Source organism: Tractidigestivibacter sp., from assembly GCF_050946515.1.
Classification (GTDB): Bacteria; Actinomycetota; Coriobacteriia; order Coriobacteriales; family Atopobiaceae; genus Tractidigestivibacter.
Genome location: NZ_JBMNUX010000001.1, coordinates 1 through 17,706, shown reverse-complemented (window position 1 = coordinate 17,706; position 17,706 = coordinate 1). Strand labels below are relative to the sequence as shown.

Below are 17,706 nucleotides of genomic sequence, written 5' to 3'. Positions count from 1 at the left end.
CAAGAGAGTAATGGAGCGTCTACCTGCCAATTGTCGTAAGTATCTCTACTGTTGACCGATGATTTCGTCGTTTTGCACATATCTCTCAATAGCATGGCAACTGTTCTTCTTCATGAGGGCAAGGGGCGTTTGGAGCGGCAATGAACCTCAATCTGCATGTGATAAAGACCGAGCTTCATCAATATCAGCTGCTAGGAGAGCCAAAGGAGAGCTACTTCGAGCTGCCCTTCGGCTTTGCCCTCCCCTATCGGGAAGACGCAGACCCCATCCCTGGGGCGATTTACGTTGCGAGCGCCGAAGATTTCGAAGGAGACGGGAAGGCATGCCCCAGCTGCGGCTATGTGTGCGTGGGAAATCCCCCCGATTGGCTTTCAGAGGCGAGCGTGCTCTACGCAGAAGACACATCCGTTGACCCGCAGGAGCTTCTCGAGTCAATCGCAGTGGTCTTCAGCCGCTATGACCGGTGGAACACGCAGCTGACGCAGGCGCTGACAGACCATGCCGAGCCCTCGCGCTTTGGGGCACTTGCGCGCGCAATGGAGCCGAACCCCATCTTCGTCGCAAGTCCCGGCATGAAGTTCCTCTTCCTTGATGCCGAAGTCTTGAAAGAGGAGTCGCCGTCAGAATACAAGCAATACCTTGAGCGACTTCTCGGGGCAGACCGACCGGCAGGCATCAGCGCATATCCCTCGGGGAATGTGCTGAATGACGTTATCTCGAACCCCGATTTCAACACCTTCAGCGTCACAAGCGAGCCAGCGCTGTACCCGGATGACAATTGGCCCTATCGCACCATTGCCTACAACCTCAAGTCCAACGGGCTTTGGATGGGCACCCTCTGCGCAGACGAGGTGCTTCATCCCTTTACCGGACGCGACTACACAGTGCTGAAAATTCTGGGAGACTACGTCCTTCGTTCGATTCAGGAATACTACGAAGAGCGCTTTGAACGTTCCAACGAGGCGAATTACGTGCTTGACAACCTCCTTGGCCACCATTTCATTGACGCATGGCGCATCGAGGGAGTCGTGCGGGAGTTTGGCTGGGAGATGCACGACACCTATGCCTGCCTTGTCATAGAGAGCCAGTCGTACAACAAGAACGAGAGACTTTTTTCGCTCTACCACGGAAAGCTTGCGCAGGCGCTCAATAGCTCATGCGCGGCAACTCACGACAATCGCCTGGTATACGTCGTCGACCTCACCAAGAATGGATGGGGACCAACGGGGCTTGTCGACAAGGTTGAGCCACTGCTACGCCAATGCTTGCTTAGAGCCGGAGTATCAAGAACGTATCGTGACTTCAAGGACCTCTACTACTATTTCCGGCAGGGAAGGACGGCTCTTAGGCTCCTGGCCTCGCAGAGATCGGGCGAGCGCGAGCCCGTCTTGGCGCTCTATGACGACATCGCCGCGAGCGACATCCTAAACCGTTACCAGCGTGACGACCCCGCGGAGGCCACCTATCCAGAGGGGCTCAAGCGACTCATCGCCTATGATCGCGAGCACGACATGCAGCTTGTCAGGACGCTCAAGGTCTATTTGGATTCATCGATGCGCATGACGGAAACAAGCAAAAAACTGTACATGGCGCGGAACACCTGCATCTACCAGGTCAAGCGCATTGAAGAGATTTCAGGTCTCGACTTGAACAATCCCGACACAAGGCTTTGCCTCAATGTTGCCCTCAAGGTAATGGGAACGACTTCGGAAAAGAGCTCATGAAGCGCTCTCTCACTACTGCCTGCAAGAATATTGCGGTTGTAGGTCTTTTTGGGGGCACCCCCAAAGTACAAAAACGCCTCGGCGTCACAGGCCCGCAGGTAGGGAAATGGCACCTGGCTTGTGATACTTGGGCATCCCGGCGAAAAAGACCTACAACCGCAGATTTCTTGCAGCGGGGTGTCGAGAGTCGCCGCGAGCTACTGCGAAACCTCGGAATTGCGCACAAGGCGAGCACAGAAATGGCCATCGGGGCCGCCTTGGACAGGATGCGTGCGGAAAAATCCGCAATCGTCGACGTTTGACGCGACGACCGCACGGGCGGAGGCGGAAAGCGCCAGCACGCCAGGCGCCTCGCGGACGTCCTGGACCGAAAAGCCACTGCCTTCCGGGCTCTCGAGGAAAGCCCTGACGACCTCCTCGTCCTCCGAGGGCAAAATCGAGCAGGTCGAGTACACAAGCGCGCCCCCGGGGGCAACGCGCGTGGCGGCAGCCCCGAGTATTGCAAGCTGGAGCGCCGGGAGCTCGCCTTTTGGAAGCGACCCCACCGATTCCGGAGCGAGCGACCAGGCAATCTCGGGATGGCGGCGCATCGTTCCTGTGCCGGAGCAGGGTGCGTCAACAAACACGAGGTCAAAGGTCTGATTGAGCTCAGCAGGCAGGCAGGCGGAGGAAAGGTTTCGCGCGTCGAAGGTCAGAGAGCGGCACCACTCGCCCCACCCATGGGCAAGCCGCTCGTTGGCAATCGCTCGCTTCGACGCGACCGAGTCGATGCCGACAACGCGCGCGGGTCTGCCCGCATCGCAAGCAACCTCCTCAAGAAGCAGCGTCTTGGTCGCCCTCCCCTGTCCGACCTCAAGGACGGAGCTTCCGGGCGCAGGCGAGGCGATGCGCGCCACAAGGCGTGCAGCGAGGTCGCTTGTCACCACGTCGGCAGAAGAGATGAGCCCGGAGGTCGCAAGCCCTGCGGCGGAGGCAAGTCGCCAGCATCCAGGAAGCGGGCTTTCGATCGGCTTGAGGCCCTTGGACGCAAGAATCTCGCGGGTCGCGGCCCGATCATGCAACGCGACATTGCCTGACACCCAAATTGGCGCTGGCTCTAGCGTTGAGAGCGCCATGGCACGCGCCGCCTCACCTCCGAGCGCAAAGAGCACCCCTTCGGCAAGCCAAGTTGGCCATCCCGAGACAAGCGCCAGCCCAAGGGGGTCGTTTGTCGAAGTTGCAGAGAGCGCCTCGACGGCGGCTCGCACGCGAGGGGCATCCTCTTCTGCCACACGATGGAGCACGGCATTTGCAAGCCCCGCCGCGCGCGGAACAACCGAGCGCACGAGCTCGACGCCCTGGCTCACGGCCACGGCAGGCTCGGTCGAGAGGCGGCAAAGCTCAAAGGTTGAGAGACGAAGCGCATCCCTTACCTGTGGCTGCAGGGACGAGGGGCGCTTTGCGTGACTGTTGATAAAGCCGTCAAGCTGGCCAGAAGTGGCCGTGACTCCCAGCACAAGACGCTCGGCAAGCGCGACGTCGCGGCCTTCAAGGCCCGATAGCCGCGGCGAGGTTCGCATGACGTCGCGAGCGCGACCAGAACGTCGACGGATGTCGCCCAGCGCTGCAAGCGCCGCCTTGCGAGCCGCCCCTACTCGCGCGCCCACGTAAGGCCCTCGCCGCGAAGGCCTGAGGCCCAGGCTTTTGCATCCATCTCGCGCTTGCCGTCTGGCTTCACGCGTGTGAGCTCAAGCGCGCCATCTGAGCAGCCGAGCCATACGCGCCCATGCTGCACAAGCACGCTGCCAGCGGATACGTTAAGGCCAGAAGCATCAGCGCGCGCGAGAAGCGCCCTCAGCCCCCTTCCGGCAACAGAGAGCCGCGCCGGGGCTGCGTCCATAGACGCCTGCACCACGCGGCGATTCTGCTCAACGCTCGCAGCGGGGTCAAGGTGCATCTCGGCCTTTTCGACCTTGTGTGCGTAGGTCACCCGGCTCTCGTCCTGCTCGGTCCACCGGACGCTCCCGTCCTCAATCTGGTCGAGCGCGCAAAGCAGCTCCTTGGCGCCAAGGCTTGCCAGCTCCGCCATGAGCTCGGGGCAGGGGGTCTCCCCCACCGGAACCGACGCCTGCCGGCAATACGCACCGGCGTCAAGCGCGGCAACCACGCGCATGATCGAGACGCCCGCACGCTCGTCTCCCGCGAGGATGGCTCGCTGGATGGGGGCGGCGCCGCGCCAGCGCGGCAGAAGAGACGCATGCACGTTCACGCATTCCATTCGCGGAATGTCGAGAAGCGCCTGAGGCAGTATGCATCCGTACGCCGCTACGACAATGCAATCGGGAGCCGCCTCGCGCACGCGCTCGAGCGCCTCGCCCGACATCCGAGACGCCTCAAGAACGGAAAGCCCGAGCTCGGTTGCGGCAGCCTTGACGGCGGACGGCACGAGCTTCTTTCCGCGCCCACGAACGGCATCGGGGCGCGTGACAACAAGCGAGACCTCATGCCTTCCCGCCAGCGCGCGCAGAGACGGCACCGCGAAGTCGGGCGTGCCCATAAAGACGATGCGCATGTGCGTCCCCTAATCCTCGACCTCGACGTCACCAGGTCGCGCGCCCGCATCAAGGGCGGCCTGGTAGTCTGCCAGGGCGCGCACGCGCTCAGAGGGCGCCAGGTGGTCGATCATCGTGACGCCGTGAAGGTGGTCGATCTCGTGCTGCAGGCAGACCGCCAACAGGTTGTCAGACGCCTCGTACTGCATAAGGTCGCCATCGAGGTTTTTGGCCTGCACCACCACATGGCTCGGTCGCTTTACGGGAACCGTGATGCCCGGAAACGAAAGGCAGCCCTCGCCCGTCTCGCGCTCTTCGCCATCGGCGGTGATGATCTTGGGGTTGATGAGCACATAGGGGTTCTTGCTGCTGCCCCTGCCAGACCAGTCGACGTCGATAACGACGAGCTGCTTTGAGACGCCTACCTGCGGCGCCGCAAGACCGCAGCCATCGGCAGCGTACATGTCCTTCAGCATGCGCTTGGCGAGCGCCTTGACGTCACTGTCAATCTTCTCGATAGGCTCGCACTCCTTCGAGAGCACGGGCGCCGGTGACAGCACGATGTCATCGAGCGGATTCTGCTTCATGGTTGGTTCTCCTTGTCACATCAGGTCATATGCGTCGATGTCCAACGCCATGTTAATACCCTTTCTGGCGCCAACTGACGCGGCACACTCCCCCACGATTCCCCCAAGGTCAGCGTCGAGCGGCGCCTTGACCATGACGTGGCGGCGATAGCGGTCCTTCACGCGGGCCTTCACGCAATCGGCGGGTCCCAGCACCTCCCAGCCAGCCTGCCCCTCCACGCGAGCGCGCAGGGCGTCCGCCATCTGCGCTGAAACCGCGCGCACGCCGGCCCCGTCGCGACCCCATACAAGCACGTTTGCAAGGCGCGAGAAGGGCGGATACCCCGCCTCCTTGCGCTCGGCAAGCTCAGGCTGAAGGAAGGCCTCGCGATGGTGGCCCACGACCGCCTGGATGGCAGGATGGCTCGCCCAGTAGCTCTGCACTATCACCTTGCCCGGCCGCTCTCCTCTGCCAGCGCGACCGCTCACCTGCTCGAGAAGGTCGTAGGTGCGTTCTGCCGCACGAAAGTCGGGAAGCTTGAGCATGGTGTCAGCGTTGATCACGCCCACGAGCGTGACCTCGGGAAAGTCAAGGCCCTTGGCAATCATCTGCGTGCCCACGAGCACGGCGCACTCCGCCGCGTCAAACTGCTCGAGCAGCCGCTGGTGCGCCCCCTTTGTGCGCGTCGTGTCGGCATCCATGCGTATGACCTCGACATCCTCGGGCAGAAGCATCCGAAGCTCGTCCTCGACGCGCTGCGTTCCCACGCCGTAGGCGGCCATGTAGCGGCTTCCGCAGTTGGGACAGCGAGTGGATGGGTCGGGGTAGGCGCGCACGGGCCACGATCGACCGCAGCTATGGCACATGAGAGAGTGCGTGCGCTCGTGGTACGTGAGGGCCGTGGAGCAGTGCGGGCATTCCGGCACGCAGCCGCATTCGCGGCACATGAGAAACGTGGCGAAACCTCGGCGATTCAGGAGCAGCACAGCCTTCTCGCGACGCTTCGCGACGTCGAGGAGCGCGTCTTTGAGCGGCGCCGAGAAGACCGAGCGGCCTCCACCGCGAAACTGCGCCGCCATGTCGACTATCTGGACCTCGGGAAGCACGGAGGAGCCGGGCCGCTCGGGCATGGACACGCGCGTCCAGCGGACGCCGCGCCACTGCCCCAGCTCGCAGCGGTACAAGCTCTCGAGCGAAGGCGTGGCCGAGCCCAAAACCAGCGCCGCCCCCCATTCGCGGGCCATGCGCGCGGCGACGTCGCGGGCATGGTAGCGGGGGCTCGAGTCCTGCTTGTAGGAGCTCTCGTGCTCCTCGTCGATGATGATCAGGCCGACGTTCGCAAGCGGGGCAAAGAGGGCTGAGCGGGCTCCCACGACCACGTGGACCTGTCCCCGCCTCACGAGGTCCCACTGGTCGAAGCGCTCGCCGGTGGACAGGCGCGAGTGAAGAACGGCCACGTCGTCGCCAAAGCGCGAGCGAAAGCGGCCAACCGTCTGGGCGGTCAGAGAGATCTCGGGAACCAGCACGAGGGCACCGCGCCCGTCTGCGAGCGTGCGCTCGATGGCATCGAGATAGACCTCCGTCTTTCCCGAGCCCGTCACTCCGTCCACCAGCACGACGTCGCCTTCCGCGCGGCCGCGCGCTTCGTCTATGGCCGCAAGCGCTGAAAGCTGCCCCTCCGTCAGGCGCTCGGGGCGCGGGGCCGCCGCGGAGGAGAGCGTGGTGCTCTCGTTCACGCCGCGCAGCTGCCTACGCGCCTCTACGGTCACGACGCCGCGCTTCTCGAGGGCCTTGACGGCGGAAGACGCGCCGGGGATGGTCGCGGAGAGCTCGGCCAGGCGCATAGGGCCCTGCCGCAGCGCCTCGATGACCTCGCGCTGGCGGCTGGCGTTCTTTGCTGGCGCGAAGCCGTCAGCGGCGGGGCCGAGCATGGCCCAGCGGGCGTCGATGGCCCCGGCCCTCTCGCCAGCGAGCTCCCAAGGCGAGTCCTCTGACGCGCGCGTCACGCGAAGCTTCTGGCCAGGCGCCAAGAACGGGCGCACCGCCTCGCAGAGCGGGCAGGCGTACTCGCGCGCCATCCAGCGCGCGACGGCGGCTGACTTGGGGCCAAAGGCAGAGGGCGCAAGCGGCTGGCTGATGGGCAAGATCTTGCTTGGGTCAAGGCCCTCCGAGGGCTCCGTCGAGACGCCCAGCACGTACCCGATGGCAAGACGCCTTGAGAAGGGCACCAAGACGGTGGCGCCCACCTGAACTTCTTTCGTCAAGTCCTCGGGTATCGCATAGTCAAACGTGCCGTCGATGGCGCGCGTCGGAATGTCAAGAGCAACGCTTGCGTAGAGCATGGCCTCGCTGCCTCCTCTCTGGTCGCGGCCGTATCGGCATTCGATTGTAGCCGAGATGCATGGCCGCGCCCCGCCGCACGAAGCGAGAAGGGCTGCCGACAAAGAAGGACCCTCCGGCACCATGCGCCAGAGGGTCCACGTTTTAACTCAAGAGGCGGTCGCAAGCTGCAGCCGGCAGCGGCCTAGCCGCCCAGGTAGGCCTTGCGAACGTCGTCGTCTTTCAGCAGCTCCTCGCCGGTGCCGCTCTTGGCAATGGTGCCAGTCTCGAGCACGTAGGCGCGGTTCGCGATCGAGAGCGCCATGTTCGCGTTCTGCTCGACGAGCAAGATCGTGGTGCCGTTCTTCTTGTTCAGGGCCTCGATGATCTCGAAGATCTCGTCCACGAGGATGGGCGCCAGGCCCATGGAGGGCTCGTCGAGCATCAGCAGCTCGGGCTTGCTCATGAGAGCGCGACCCATGGCCAGCATCTGCTGCTCGCCGCCGGAGAGGGTTCCTGCCTGCTGGTTCACTCGCTCCTTCAGGCGCGGGAAGTGCTCGTAGACGATCTCGAGCGTCTTGGCGTTCTCATCGTCCGTCCTGGTGTAGCCTCCCATCTCGAGGTTCTCGGCGACGGTCATGTGCGTGAAGACGCGCCTGCCCTCGGGGCAGAGCGCGAGGCCGCGCTCGACGATCTTGTGGGGCTTGATGCCCACAAGCGACTCGCCCTTGTACTCGATCTGCCCCGAGGCGGGCTTGATCAGGCCGGCGATGGTGTTCAGCGTCGTAGACTTGCCAGCGCCATTGGCGCCAATGAGCGTCACAATCTCGCCCTGCTCGATGTCAAACGAAATGCCCTTCACGGCCTTGATCGCGCCGTACGAGACGTGCAGGTCCCTCACAGAGAGCATGGACATCTACTTCACCCCCTGCTGCTTGCCAAGGTAGGCCTCGATGACCTTCGGGTCGTTCTGAATCTCCTCGGGCGTGCCCTTCGCGATGATCTTTCCGTAGTCAAGCACGCCGATGACCTCGCAAACGCCCATGACAAGCGCCATGTCGTGCTCGATCAGGAGAATCGCGATCTGGAAGTCGTCGCGGATCTTCTGGATGTTCTCCATGAGCTCTTCGGTCTCGGCGGGGTTCATGCCGGCAGCGGGCTCGTCGAGCAGCAGAACCTTGGGGTGCGTCGCCAGCGCGCGCAGGATCTCGAGGCGCCTCTGCGCGCCGTAAGGGAGGTTTCCTGCCATCGTGTTGGCATAGCGCTGCATGTCGAAGATGCCGAGAAGGTCCATCGCCTTGTCGTGGAACTCAGCCTCCTGCTTCCAGTGCTTGGGCAGGCGAAAGACGTCGGTCAAAAGCCTGGTCGACATGGAGTTGCCAAATCCCACGAGCACGTTCTGCTCGACCGTCATCTTGTCAAACAGGCGGATGTTCTGGAAGGTGCGGGCGATTCCCATCTTGTTGACCTCGACGACGCTCTTGCCCGCGGTGTCGTAGCCGTCAAGCAAGATCGTGCCGCGCGTGGGCTTGTACACGTTGGTCAGCAGGTTGAAGATCGTGGTCTTGCCGGCGCCGTTGGGGCCGATGAGGCCAGAGATCTCGGTGCGGCCCATGGCGATGTTGAAGTCGTCGACAGCGGTAAGGCCGCCGAAGTCGATGCCAAGGTGCTCGGCCTGCAGGATGGGCATCTTGCCCAAGTCGCGCTCCGGGACGAGGTTGGGCGTCTCCATCTGCACGAGCACGGGGCGCCTGCGCTTTGGCTTGGCCTTTGCGGGCGCAGAGGTCGCCTCGGGAGTCGCTGCCTCGCTTGCCTTCTTGGACGTCTCAGCCGCCTTCTCGGCGGCGGTCGCCTTCTTCTCGTCGGCCATTACGCATCGCCTCCCTTCGAGGGCCCGGCATCTGCGGCAGCCGCCTCAACGGCGACGGCGCCGCCATTCTCGAGGGCCGCGTTCTGCTCGTCAAGGTACTCCTCGTACGACTTGCCATGGTTGAGCAGTCGCTCGATCACGCGGGACATCGAGAAGTCGTAGGAGCCCATGAGACCCTCGGGACGGAAGATCATGACCAGGATAAGCACGACGGCGTAGACGACCATGCGGTAGTCGGCGACGGCGCGCAGGGCCTCGGGCAGGATCGTGAGGACCGTTGCGGAGATGACGGAGCCCAGCATGGAGCCCATGCCGCCGAGCACCACCATGACCAGGATCTCGACCGACTTCATGAAGCCGAACTTCGAGGGCGCCATGACGCCGATGCACCCGGCATAAAGCCCTCCGGCGACGCCGGCGAAGAACGCGGACACCACGAAGGCGAGCGTCTTGTAGTAGGTGATGTTGACGCCGCAGCTCTCGGCAGCAATCTCGTTGTCGCGAATGGAGAGGATCGCCCGGCCGTGGCGGCTCTTCATCATCGTGTGGATGAGGAAGAGGCAGATGGCGACCACGATGAACGTGTTCAGGAAGTTGGTGTAGCTCGGTATTCCCGTAAGGCCCTTCTGGCCACCGGTGAGCTCAAAGCCCAGGACCGAGTCGATGTTCTGCATCACGACGCGGATGATCTCGGCAAAGCCCAGCGTAATGATGGCGAGGTAGTCGCCCTTCAGGCGAAGCGCGGGGATGCCGATGATAAGGCCGCACAGCGCAGCCATGATGCCGCCAAAGATGAGCCCGGCGACAAAGAGCATGACCGCCGCGGGAGTGCCCGTTGTAAAGTCGCGCGCAGTGACGCCCACGACGTCCATCATGCGCATGATGAAGATGGCGCACGAGTAGCCGCCCACGGACATGAATCCCGCGTGCCCCAGAGGGAGCTGACCCAGGTAGCCAGTGGCGATGTTCAGCGAGACCGCCATGATGATGTAGATGCCGATCTGCTCGATGACGCCGGTCTGGTAGCGGCTCACGAGCCCGCCGTCGATTGCGGCCTCCCCCACAACAAGGAAGATGACCACGAGCACGGTGTTGATGAGGTAGCGCATCGGCATGGAGAGGCTTCGGTAGCCAGAGGCCGCCGGAGCGCTCGCCTGCGCAGTAGCCTTCTTTGCATTAGATGCTGTCACGCCAGCCTCCTTACACTTTCTCGGTCATCGGGCGGCCAAGGATGCCGGTAGGACGCACCACAAGGACGATGATGAGCAGCAGGTAGACCACCGCGTCCTTCCAGGTGGACAGGCCGATTGCCGACACGAAGACCTCGGCGAAGCCAACGATGAGGCCGCCGATGACGGCGCCGGGGATAGACCCGATTCCGCCCAGAACCGCAGCGACAAACGCCTTGGTGCCCAGCATGATGCCCATCGTGGGCGTGGCCTGGCTGTACGCCATGGAGTAGAGCACGGCGCCAACGCCGGCAAGCGCAGAGCCAACCGCGAAGGTGAACGAGATCGTGGTGTTGACGTTGATGCCCATCAGGCGCGCGGCGCCCATGTCCTCGGACACGGCGCGCATGGCCTTGCCAAGCTTGGTCTTCTGAACGAGCAGCGTCAGCACGATGGTGGAGATGGCGGTCACGACGATCGTAGCTACGGCCGTCGCGGAGATCTGCACGTCGCCCAGCTGGATGTTGCCGAGCTCAAAGTAGGTGGGAACGACCTTTGCGTCGGCGCCGAACAGAAGCTGGGCGACGTTTTCGAGGAAGTACGAGACGCCGATCGCCGTAATCAGCAAGCTCATCCTCGGTGCCTCGCGAAGTGGCTGGTAGGCCACCTTGTCGATGAGCACGCCCAGGACGGCGCACCCCAGAATCGAAAGCACGATGGCAAGCACGGGGCTAAGCCCAAGCTGGCTCATCACGATCCATGAAATGTATGCGCCGACCATGATGATGTCACCATGCGCGAAGTTGAGCAGCAGGATGATGCCGTACACCATCGTGTAGCCCAACGCGACGAGCGCGTAGATGCTGCCCAGCTGAAGGCCGTTGAGCACCTGCGTCAAGAACGTCACGGCAAACACTCCCTCTCTTGCATGTCGTCCGATAGAAACCAGAAAGCGCCGGGGCGGCTGGCGCCCACGGCGCTTTCAAAAGCTTAGCCAGAGAAACTACTCGCCCTCAATGGTGTCGTAGACCGTCTCCTCACCATCCTTGAAGGTGATGATCAAGGTCGACTTGACCGGGTCGCCGGTGCCATTGTAGGAGATGTCGCCGGTGACGCCGTTGGCAGTGCCAGAGGCGATCGCGTCGATGACGGCCTGCTTGTAGTCATCGGAGCCAGTCTCGGCAGAGCCTTCCTCCTCCACCTTCTGGATGGCATTGAGCAGGACCATTGCGGCGTCATAGCCAAGGGCGCAGAAGTTGGTGGGGTCGTCGTTGTACTCGGCCTTGTAGTCGGAGATGAACTGCTGAACGTTCTCTGCGGTGTTGGAGGCAGAGAAGGAGCAGTCGTAGAAGCAGCCCTCGAGGTCCTCGGCAGAGGCGTACTCCTCGTCGCCGCCCACGATGTTGGACCAGCCGTCGGCGCCCAGGAACGGGCCCGTGTAGCCCAGGGTGCGGGCCTGGGTGACGATCTTGCCGTCGTCCTGGTAATAGTTGGGGCTCATGATGGCGTCGGGGTTCCCCGAGATGATGGTGGTGAGCTGTGCGTTGAAGTCGGTGTCGCCGGAGGAGTATCCCTGCGGGTCAAGCACGGTCAGACCCTTGGCCTGGGCCTCCTCGACGAACGCGTCCTTGACGCCGGCCTCGTAGTCGCCGCCGGAGTTGAAGATGACGCCGACGGTCTGGTAGCCCTGGTCGGCGGCGAAGTCGGCCATGAGCTTGCCCTGGTACGGGTCGGTGATGCAGGCGCGGAAGTAGTTGGAGCCATAGGAGATGACGTCAGCGGCCGTGGCAGACGGCGTCACGCACGGCATGTTGTCGGCGACAGAGGCCTGGGCCACTGCGATGGTGGGCGTGGAGGTCACGTCGCCGATGATGCCGACGACGCCGTCCTCGACCAGCATGTTGTAGACGTTGACGGCCTCGGTGGCGTCGCCCTTCTCGTCCTGCTCGTCTAGCTCGATCTGCTTGCCGTTGATGCCTCCGTTATCATTGACCTGCTTGACGTAGAGCTCGGCGCCACAGCGGCAGGCAAGGCCGTACTGGGCGACGTCGCCCGTGTAGGGACCCATCAGCCCGACCTTGATGGTGTCGCCCGAAGACGAAGAGTCAGAAGAGCCTGAGCCGCCGCAAGCGGCAAGGCCAAGGCCGCAAGCAGCCGCTGCGGAGCCCTTGACGAACGTGCGCCTTGAAACGTTGTCCATTGTTTCCCTCCCTGGGTTTGGTGCCAGTGAAAAATTGGTTTTCACGTGAGCACTACTTTATTCATGTCCCGTTTGGGATAATCAGAAAAGTTTCAACACTTTTTCTAGACGTAACACAGCGAAATATTAATTCCCCGCTCGAAGCAACAGCAGCTGGCGAGCGGGGAATTTTTCAATATATAACGCCGTCTTATGCTTCCATGGCCTCCACGTAGGCCTCTGCATCGGCGGGCGCGAAGTGGCGAGGACGATAGACGTCTGGCTTCTTGCCCCTTCGGTTCCTTATGTGCCGAGAAGGGAGGACGGCGGTCGAAGCGTGCGTGCCGCCCTCAATCATGTGCAGATACTCGCGAGAGGTGCTGCGCACCGCCTCGGAGGAGTTGTGGGAGAGCTCCTCGGCAAGCAGGTAGTTGACGTAGCTCTCGTTGTCCACGACCTCGGGGTGGCCGCCGACGGGCTTGAAGGTCATGAACTGCGTGTTGGGCTCGATGTCGTCCGGCTCGTCGATGCTGTCGACGCCGCCGGCGGCATCCTCGAAGGGCACCTCGTCGACTTCGGAGGCAACGGGAGCCGAGATCTTCTCGTCCATTGCGGCCAAGGCCTGGCTCCACTCGTCGGAGTCGACTTCGTCGACCGTGCGGGACTCGGGATAGGCCTCCTCGTCCACCAAGGCCACGCGCTGGGTGATCTCGCGCGCTGAGTTGGCGTGGGGGCTCGCCGGCGCGGGGCGAGCGGCGGCAGGCGCCTGCGGAGAAGCCGCAACCGTCTCGGCCGCAGTCGACGCCATGAACTGCAGGTCGTCAAAGCTTTCGGGAATGGAGAGGTCAGCCAAGCTCTGCTGCTCTTCTTCCGGGATGTTCAGAGGGCCGGAGATGTTCGGTCCCACGGCGTTGGTCCACCAAGTGGTGCCGACGTCGCCCACCGAGCCGTCGGCGCGCTCTATCACCGGCAGTCCCTCCATGCGGTTCTCGCCAATGCGGGCGGAGAGGATGGCTGCCACGCCTTGCGCTCGGGTTGCCATGCGCTTGCGGAAGCTTTGCTTCTCGACATAGTTCTGCGCGATCTGCTCATAGCCACGCGCGGCATGCTCTGCGCGCTCGGCGCCCACGGCATGCTTGCCCTGCGGGAGCTCTTCCTCTTCTTGCTTCTTTCGGCGAGAGCCCTTCTCCTGCGGTTGTTGGGGTGCCATGTGCTTGGGAACGTACGGGGCACCTGGGTTGCCAGCGTCTTCTTGCGAGGCGGGCTCAAAAGCGCCAGAGGCGCCGCCCTTCCCATCGTGGACAAGCTCGCCAGTGGTCTGGTCGTCGTCGAAGCCGTATTCGGGCAAGTCGGCACTCTGGGGACGCGCGTCCTTCTCACGAGAGGCATAAGAGGCCTCGTCGGCATCTTGGCCAGCCTGGTCGCCTGCAGGCTCCGCCTCGCCGCGATGCCTGTGGGCAATATGGTCTACCAGCCGATATATGCCATAGCCGGCACAAGCAACCGCAATGGCGCCTAGCGCGCAGACAGCAAGCGAAAGGGCAAACGACCCCACAACGGAGGTTGGACCCGAGGCGGTCTCCGCGGCGGCGTAGGCGATGCCGGGAGCCATGACCGTAGCGGAGCCGAGAAGGCCCGCGAACACGGCTGAGCTTCGCTTTCCTGTCATCAACCCACCTCCAGGCGCCGCAACGGACCAGCAGGGGGAGTTTGTCTCCAGATTCCCACAGCTAACAGAAAATCGCCCTGGCGGGGATTGCTGCGGGCAACGGCGTTTTTCGTCTCATCTGCATGTACCGTCGCGACACGTACGTGTCTCATAACTTTCTAATCAGAACTATACTTGTCAACACGTCAAATGCAAGGGTTATATTCCGTGCACAGGAGGCTTTTTATGGCTGGAATTGCGGTCGTAACAGGAGCGTCATCTGGCGTGGGGCGCGAATTCGTCCGGCAGCTTGACCACGGGGCAGGAGGGCCCCTGGACGAGCTATGGGTCGTCGCGAGAAGCGCCGACAAGCTCGAGGCTATAAGCGAGCAGTGCCAGACGCCGGTGCGCGTCTTTGCGCTCGACCTGCTAGAGGAGTCTTCCTACGAGAGCCTGCGCGACGCCCTCGACGACCAGGAAGAGCCCGTTCAATGGCTCATCAACAGCGCGGGCTTCGGCAAGTTTGGCTCATTTGACGCCATCCCCGAAGAGGCAAACGCCAACATGGTCCGCCTCAACTGCCTTGCGGTGGTCGAGACCATCTATCACTGCCTTCCGCACATGGTCTCTGGCTCGCGAATCGTAAACATGGCGTCGATTGCGGGCCTTATCCCCCAACCGGGCCTGTCCACGTACTCTGCGACGAAGCGCTTTGTGCTCGACCTGTCTCGCACGCTTGACTACGAGCTTGGGCCCGTGGGCATTCACGTCACCGCCGTCTGCCCAAAGTTCATGGACACGGGCTTTCTGAACGACCCGGGCGACCAGCGGCAAGTTCGCCGCATGACCACGATTGGATTCGAGAAGCCCGAGGACGTGGTCAGAAAGGCGCTTCACGCAGCCGTGCTCGGTCGCTCCACGTGCGTGACCTCCCCCGACATGGCGGCGGCAGCGCTTCTCGCCAAGATCTTGCCGGCCAACCTTGTGATGAAGGGGCAGGACTTGCTCTTTACCGCGCGCGCCGGAGAGTAGCGCCAGAGGGGGCGACGCGCGGCTCTTCGCTGCGCACGCCCTGCATCTCTAGACCTTCTTGAAAGAGGCGCCCCTACCCGCCAGCTTGCGGGTCGGGGCGCCATTGTTGGACGGGCAGCTCGAAACGCTAGATGGCGTATTCGGTCTGCTGGGCCTTGCGCGCGGAGCGGATGAGGAACTCCTCGTTGGACTCCGTGGCCTTGAGCCCCTTCACCAGCGCGGAAGCAGCGCGCTCGGTATTGTTCATGTTGGCAAGCACGCGTCTGATGCCCCAGATGAACGGCGTGAGCTCCGGCGAGAGGAGCAGCTCCTCGTTTCTCGTGCCAGACGCCACCGGATCGATTGCCGGGAAGATGCGCTTGTCGGCAAGGTCGCGGTCAAGCTTGAGCTCCATGTTGCCAGTGCCCTTGAACTCCTCGAAGATGACTTCGTCCATCTTGGAGCCGGTGTCGACGAGCGCCGAGGCAATGATCGTGAGCGAGCCGCCGTTCTCGATGTTGCGCGCGGCTCCCAAGAACTTCTTTGGCGGGTAGAGCGCCGCGGAGTCGACGCCACCAGAGAGGATGCGACCGCTTGCGGGCTGCGCAAGGTTGTAGGCGCGGGCCAGTCGGGTGATGGAGTCAAGCACCACCACAACGTCCTCGCCCTGCTCGACCAAGCGCTTTGCGTGCTCGATCACAAGCTCGGAGACGGCCGTGTGGTTCTCAGCCGGCATATCGAAGGTCGAAGCGACGACCTCGCCCTTGATGGAGCGCTGCATGTCGGTGACCTCTTCGGGACGCTCGTCAACGAGCAGGCAGAACAGGTGCACCTCGGGGTTGTTGGCCGCAATGGACTGGCAGATCTTCTTGAGCACGGTGGTCTTGCCGGCCTTGGGCGGCGAGACGATCAGGCCACGCTGGCCTTTTCCAATGGGAGCAACGAGGTCGATCGCGCGACCCGTGATGGAGTTCTTGCCATTCTCCATAACCAGCGGCTCGTTGGGATAGATAGGGGTCAGGTCGCGGAAGCGGGGGCGGTTCTTCGCCTCCTCGGGCGGGCGGCCGTTGACCGAATCGATCGAGATGAGCGGCGGATACTTGGAGTTTGCACGACCAGGCCCAACGGTGCCTTCCAAGCGGTCTCCCGTACGCAGCCCGTAGCTCTTGATGAGCTGCTGATGAACGAAGGCGTCATCGTCGCCTGCCATGTAGTTTCCCGTGCGCACCCAGCCATAGCCCTCGTTTCCGATCTCGAGGATTCCGCTGACGGGATGGAAGCCCTCGGCTTTGGCAGCTGCCTGGTAGATTGCCTCGACAAGCGCCGCCTTGCGGACCCCAGCAGCTTCTACGCCCAGCTCAGAGGCCTTGGAGCGCAGTTCGGCGACCTTCATTGCGGAGAGCTCGTCGCGCGTGAGCGTAGGCTCGGTCGGCAGCTCCGAGCGGCGGTTGCGGCGGCGGTTCTGGCTATGTCGGTTCGACTGGCCCTGCTGGTAGTTGTTCCCGCCATTGTTGAAGTTGCTGTGCCGGCGGCGACGGCCTTCAAACTCTCGAGACCCCTGGTTCTGCTGGTTTTGGCCCTGGTTCTGCTGGTCGGGCTTGCCCTCCTTGCCAGAGCGGTCCTGAGAGGAGCGCTGGTCGTTCTTCTGGCCATTCGCGCGCTCGTGCTGACCTGGCTTTTCGGAATGGGGCGCAGCCGCGGCCTCGCCCTGCTGGGGCTGCGCGGAAGCATCGGCATCCGCAGGAACAGTGGGGGGCTCGGCGTGCTGGCGGTTTCCGGCAGTATCGGCAGCGGCTTGCTCCGAGGTCTTCTTTGGAAGCGCGGCCTTATCGGCCTCGGCAAGCGTGGTCGCCGGCATCGGCGTAGGCTCTGAGCTGGCGCGCGTTGCCTCTTTGGTCAGCTCGGTCATGGGGTCGACAGCGGAGGCTTTGCGCGTACGGCGGCGGCGAGGCTTAGGAGCGGGGGCACCTTCTGCGGCGGAAGCATCTGATGCCTTCTCGGCCTGGGCAGGGATGTCTGCCTGAGGCGTATCAACGGATGCGGAAGGCGTGCCGGCAGAGGCGCCCTCGGGACCGGCCTGGGGCTTCTTTGCCCTTGTCGACCTGCGGCGACGAGGTTTTGCCGGCTTCTCCCCCTCCTCGGGGGCTGCGGGAGCCTCATTCTGCGCGGCCTCAAAGAGCGTGGGCTCCTCTGGCGCCTTCTCGGCAGCTTTCTCGGCAGTGGTCTTTCTTGTTCTTCTCCTTCGAGGCTTCGGTGCCTCTTCGGGCTGATTGGCGGGAGTATCTGCGGAATCCACAGGTGTCTCGTCGGCCATATTCTCACCTTTCCCTTGCATGTATTGCGGTCACACCCGAGGGGATGGATGGCAATCAAACAAACAACTTATGACGACCAATCAACAGGACATTGAGCGCAGCATCCGGCACGTTCACAGCGGCCGCCAGCATGTTAGTACGTTTAAAAGTGGATGCAAATTGATGACAGGATGACAGAAGCGTCGGGACAAAAGCGCAGGATTGACGCTGTCATGGTTGCACTATACCACGCAGCAAATAATGCAGCACTGATATGGCTGCCCAAATTCAGACACGTTTGAAGCCGAGCTAACGAAAGCCCTAGGATGTGCCGAAAGGCACGGAAGGGCTATTGCCATGAGCAAGACGACGAGAAGGAAGTACGACCCCAAGT

At 62.9% G+C, this 17,706-nt stretch carries 13 protein-coding genes; 2 read left to right on the top strand and 11 right to left on the bottom strand.

Annotated elements, in window-relative coordinates:
• Positions 1–140: 140 nt before the first annotated feature.
• Positions 141–1,724 (top strand): PucR family transcriptional regulator, encoded by a 1,584-nt coding sequence (locus ACOYJL_RS00065; protein WP_433568155.1) that lies wholly within the window; start codon positions 141–143, stop codon positions 1,722–1,724.
• A gap of 197 nt (positions 1,725–1,921) precedes the next feature.
• Here the strand turns inward: ACOYJL_RS00065 and ACOYJL_RS00060 are convergent, their stop codons facing one another.
• From ACOYJL_RS00060 to ACOYJL_RS00015, 10 genes are all read right to left on the bottom strand, one after another.
• Positions 1,922–3,370, bottom strand: coding sequence for an RsmB/NOP family class I SAM-dependent RNA methyltransferase (locus tag ACOYJL_RS00060; RefSeq protein WP_433568154.1), 1,449 nt, complete (start codon positions 3,368–3,370; stop codon positions 1,922–1,924).
• On the bottom strand, positions 3,355–4,275 hold the full coding sequence (gene fmt, locus ACOYJL_RS00055) for a methionyl-tRNA formyltransferase (protein ID WP_433568153.1): 921 nt from the start codon (positions 4,273–4,275) through the stop codon (positions 3,355–3,357). Before fmt ends, ACOYJL_RS00060 begins: the two co-directional genes overlap by 16 nt.
• Positions 4,276–4,284: 9 nt before the next feature.
• Positions 4,285–4,842, bottom strand: coding sequence for a peptide deformylase (gene def, locus ACOYJL_RS00050; RefSeq protein ID WP_433568152.1), 558 nt, complete (start codon positions 4,840–4,842; stop codon positions 4,285–4,287).
• Positions 4,843–4,857: 15 nt separating this feature from the next.
• Positions 4,858–7,164 carry a replication restart helicase PriA gene (priA, locus tag ACOYJL_RS00045; protein WP_433568151.1) on the bottom strand — a complete coding sequence of 769 codons (2,307 nt, stop codon included), beginning with the start codon at positions 7,162–7,164 and terminating at the stop codon, positions 4,858–4,860.
• 182 nt (positions 7,165–7,346) lie between these two features.
• Positions 7,347–8,057 (bottom strand): ABC transporter ATP-binding protein, encoded by a 711-nt coding sequence (locus tag ACOYJL_RS00040; RefSeq protein WP_433568150.1) that lies wholly within the window; start codon positions 8,055–8,057, stop codon positions 7,347–7,349.
• Positions 8,058–8,873 carry an ABC transporter ATP-binding protein gene (locus ACOYJL_RS00035; RefSeq protein ID WP_433568392.1) on the bottom strand — a complete coding sequence of 272 codons (816 nt, stop codon included), beginning with the start codon at positions 8,871–8,873 and terminating at the stop codon, positions 8,058–8,060.
• A gap of 137 nt (positions 8,874–9,010) precedes the next feature.
• Positions 9,011–10,201 carry a branched-chain amino acid ABC transporter permease gene (locus ACOYJL_RS00030; protein WP_433568149.1) on the bottom strand — a complete coding sequence of 397 codons (1,191 nt, stop codon included), beginning with the start codon at positions 10,199–10,201 and terminating at the stop codon, positions 9,011–9,013.
• Positions 10,202–10,211: 10 nt separating this feature from the next.
• Entirely contained in the window at positions 10,212–11,087 is an 876-nt protein-coding gene (locus ACOYJL_RS00025) for a branched-chain amino acid ABC transporter permease (protein ID WP_433568148.1), read from the bottom strand.
• A gap of 96 nt (positions 11,088–11,183) precedes the next feature.
• Positions 11,184–12,380 (bottom strand): ABC transporter substrate-binding protein, encoded by a 1,197-nt coding sequence (locus ACOYJL_RS00020; protein WP_433568147.1) that lies wholly within the window; start codon positions 12,378–12,380, stop codon positions 11,184–11,186.
• 190 nt (positions 12,381–12,570) lie between these two features.
• Positions 12,571–14,028 carry a hypothetical protein gene (locus ACOYJL_RS00015; RefSeq protein ID WP_433568146.1) on the bottom strand — a complete coding sequence of 486 codons (1,458 nt, stop codon included), beginning with the start codon at positions 14,026–14,028 and terminating at the stop codon, positions 12,571–12,573.
• A gap of 225 nt (positions 14,029–14,253) precedes the next feature.
• On the opposite strand from ACOYJL_RS00015, the gene ACOYJL_RS00010 reads away from it, so the two are divergent.
• A complete protein-coding gene (locus tag ACOYJL_RS00010; RefSeq protein WP_433568145.1) occupies positions 14,254–15,039 on the top strand; it encodes an SDR family NAD(P)-dependent oxidoreductase in 786 nt (261 codons plus the stop codon).
• A 127-nt stretch (positions 15,040–15,166) separates the two neighbouring features.
• Here the strand turns inward: ACOYJL_RS00010 and rho are convergent, their stop codons facing one another.
• The gene (gene rho, locus ACOYJL_RS00005) at positions 15,167–17,332 is read right to left on the bottom strand and encodes a transcription termination factor Rho (protein ID WP_433568144.1); all 2,166 of its coding nucleotides are present in this window, start codon (positions 17,330–17,332) and stop codon (positions 15,167–15,169) included.
• Between the last annotated feature and the right edge of the window lie 374 nt (positions 17,333–17,706).

Coding starts and splice junctions, on each gene's coding strand:
- ACOYJL_RS00065 (WP_433568155.1), top strand. CDS start 141: ATGAACCTCAATCTGCATGTGATAAAGACCGAGCTTCATCAATATCAG.
- fmt (WP_433568153.1), bottom strand. CDS start 4,275: ATGCGCATCGTCTTTATGGGCACGCCCGACTTCGCGGTGCCGTCTCTG.
- def (WP_433568152.1), bottom strand. CDS start 4,842: ATGAAGCAGAATCCGCTCGATGACATCGTGCTGTCACCGGCGCCCGTG.
- priA (WP_433568151.1), bottom strand. CDS start 7,164: ATGCTCTACGCAAGCGTTGCTCTTGACATTCCGACGCGCGCCATCGAC.
- ACOYJL_RS00040 (WP_433568150.1), bottom strand. CDS start 8,057: ATGTCCATGCTCTCTGTGAGGGACCTGCACGTCTCGTACGGCGCGATC.
- ACOYJL_RS00035 (WP_433568392.1), bottom strand. CDS start 8,873: ATGGAGACGCCCAACCTCGTCCCGGAGCGCGACTTGGGCAAGATGCCC.
- ACOYJL_RS00020 (WP_433568147.1), bottom strand. CDS start 12,380: ATGGACAACGTTTCAAGGCGCACGTTCGTCAAGGGCTCCGCAGCGGCT.
- ACOYJL_RS00015 (WP_433568146.1), bottom strand. CDS start 14,028: ATGACAGGAAAGCGAAGCTCAGCCGTGTTCGCGGGCCTTCTCGGCTCC.
- ACOYJL_RS00010 (WP_433568145.1), top strand. CDS start 14,254: ATGGCTGGAATTGCGGTCGTAACAGGAGCGTCATCTGGCGTGGGGCGC.
- rho (WP_433568144.1), bottom strand. CDS start 17,332: ATGGCCGACGAGACACCTGTGGATTCCGCAGATACTCCCGCCAATCAG.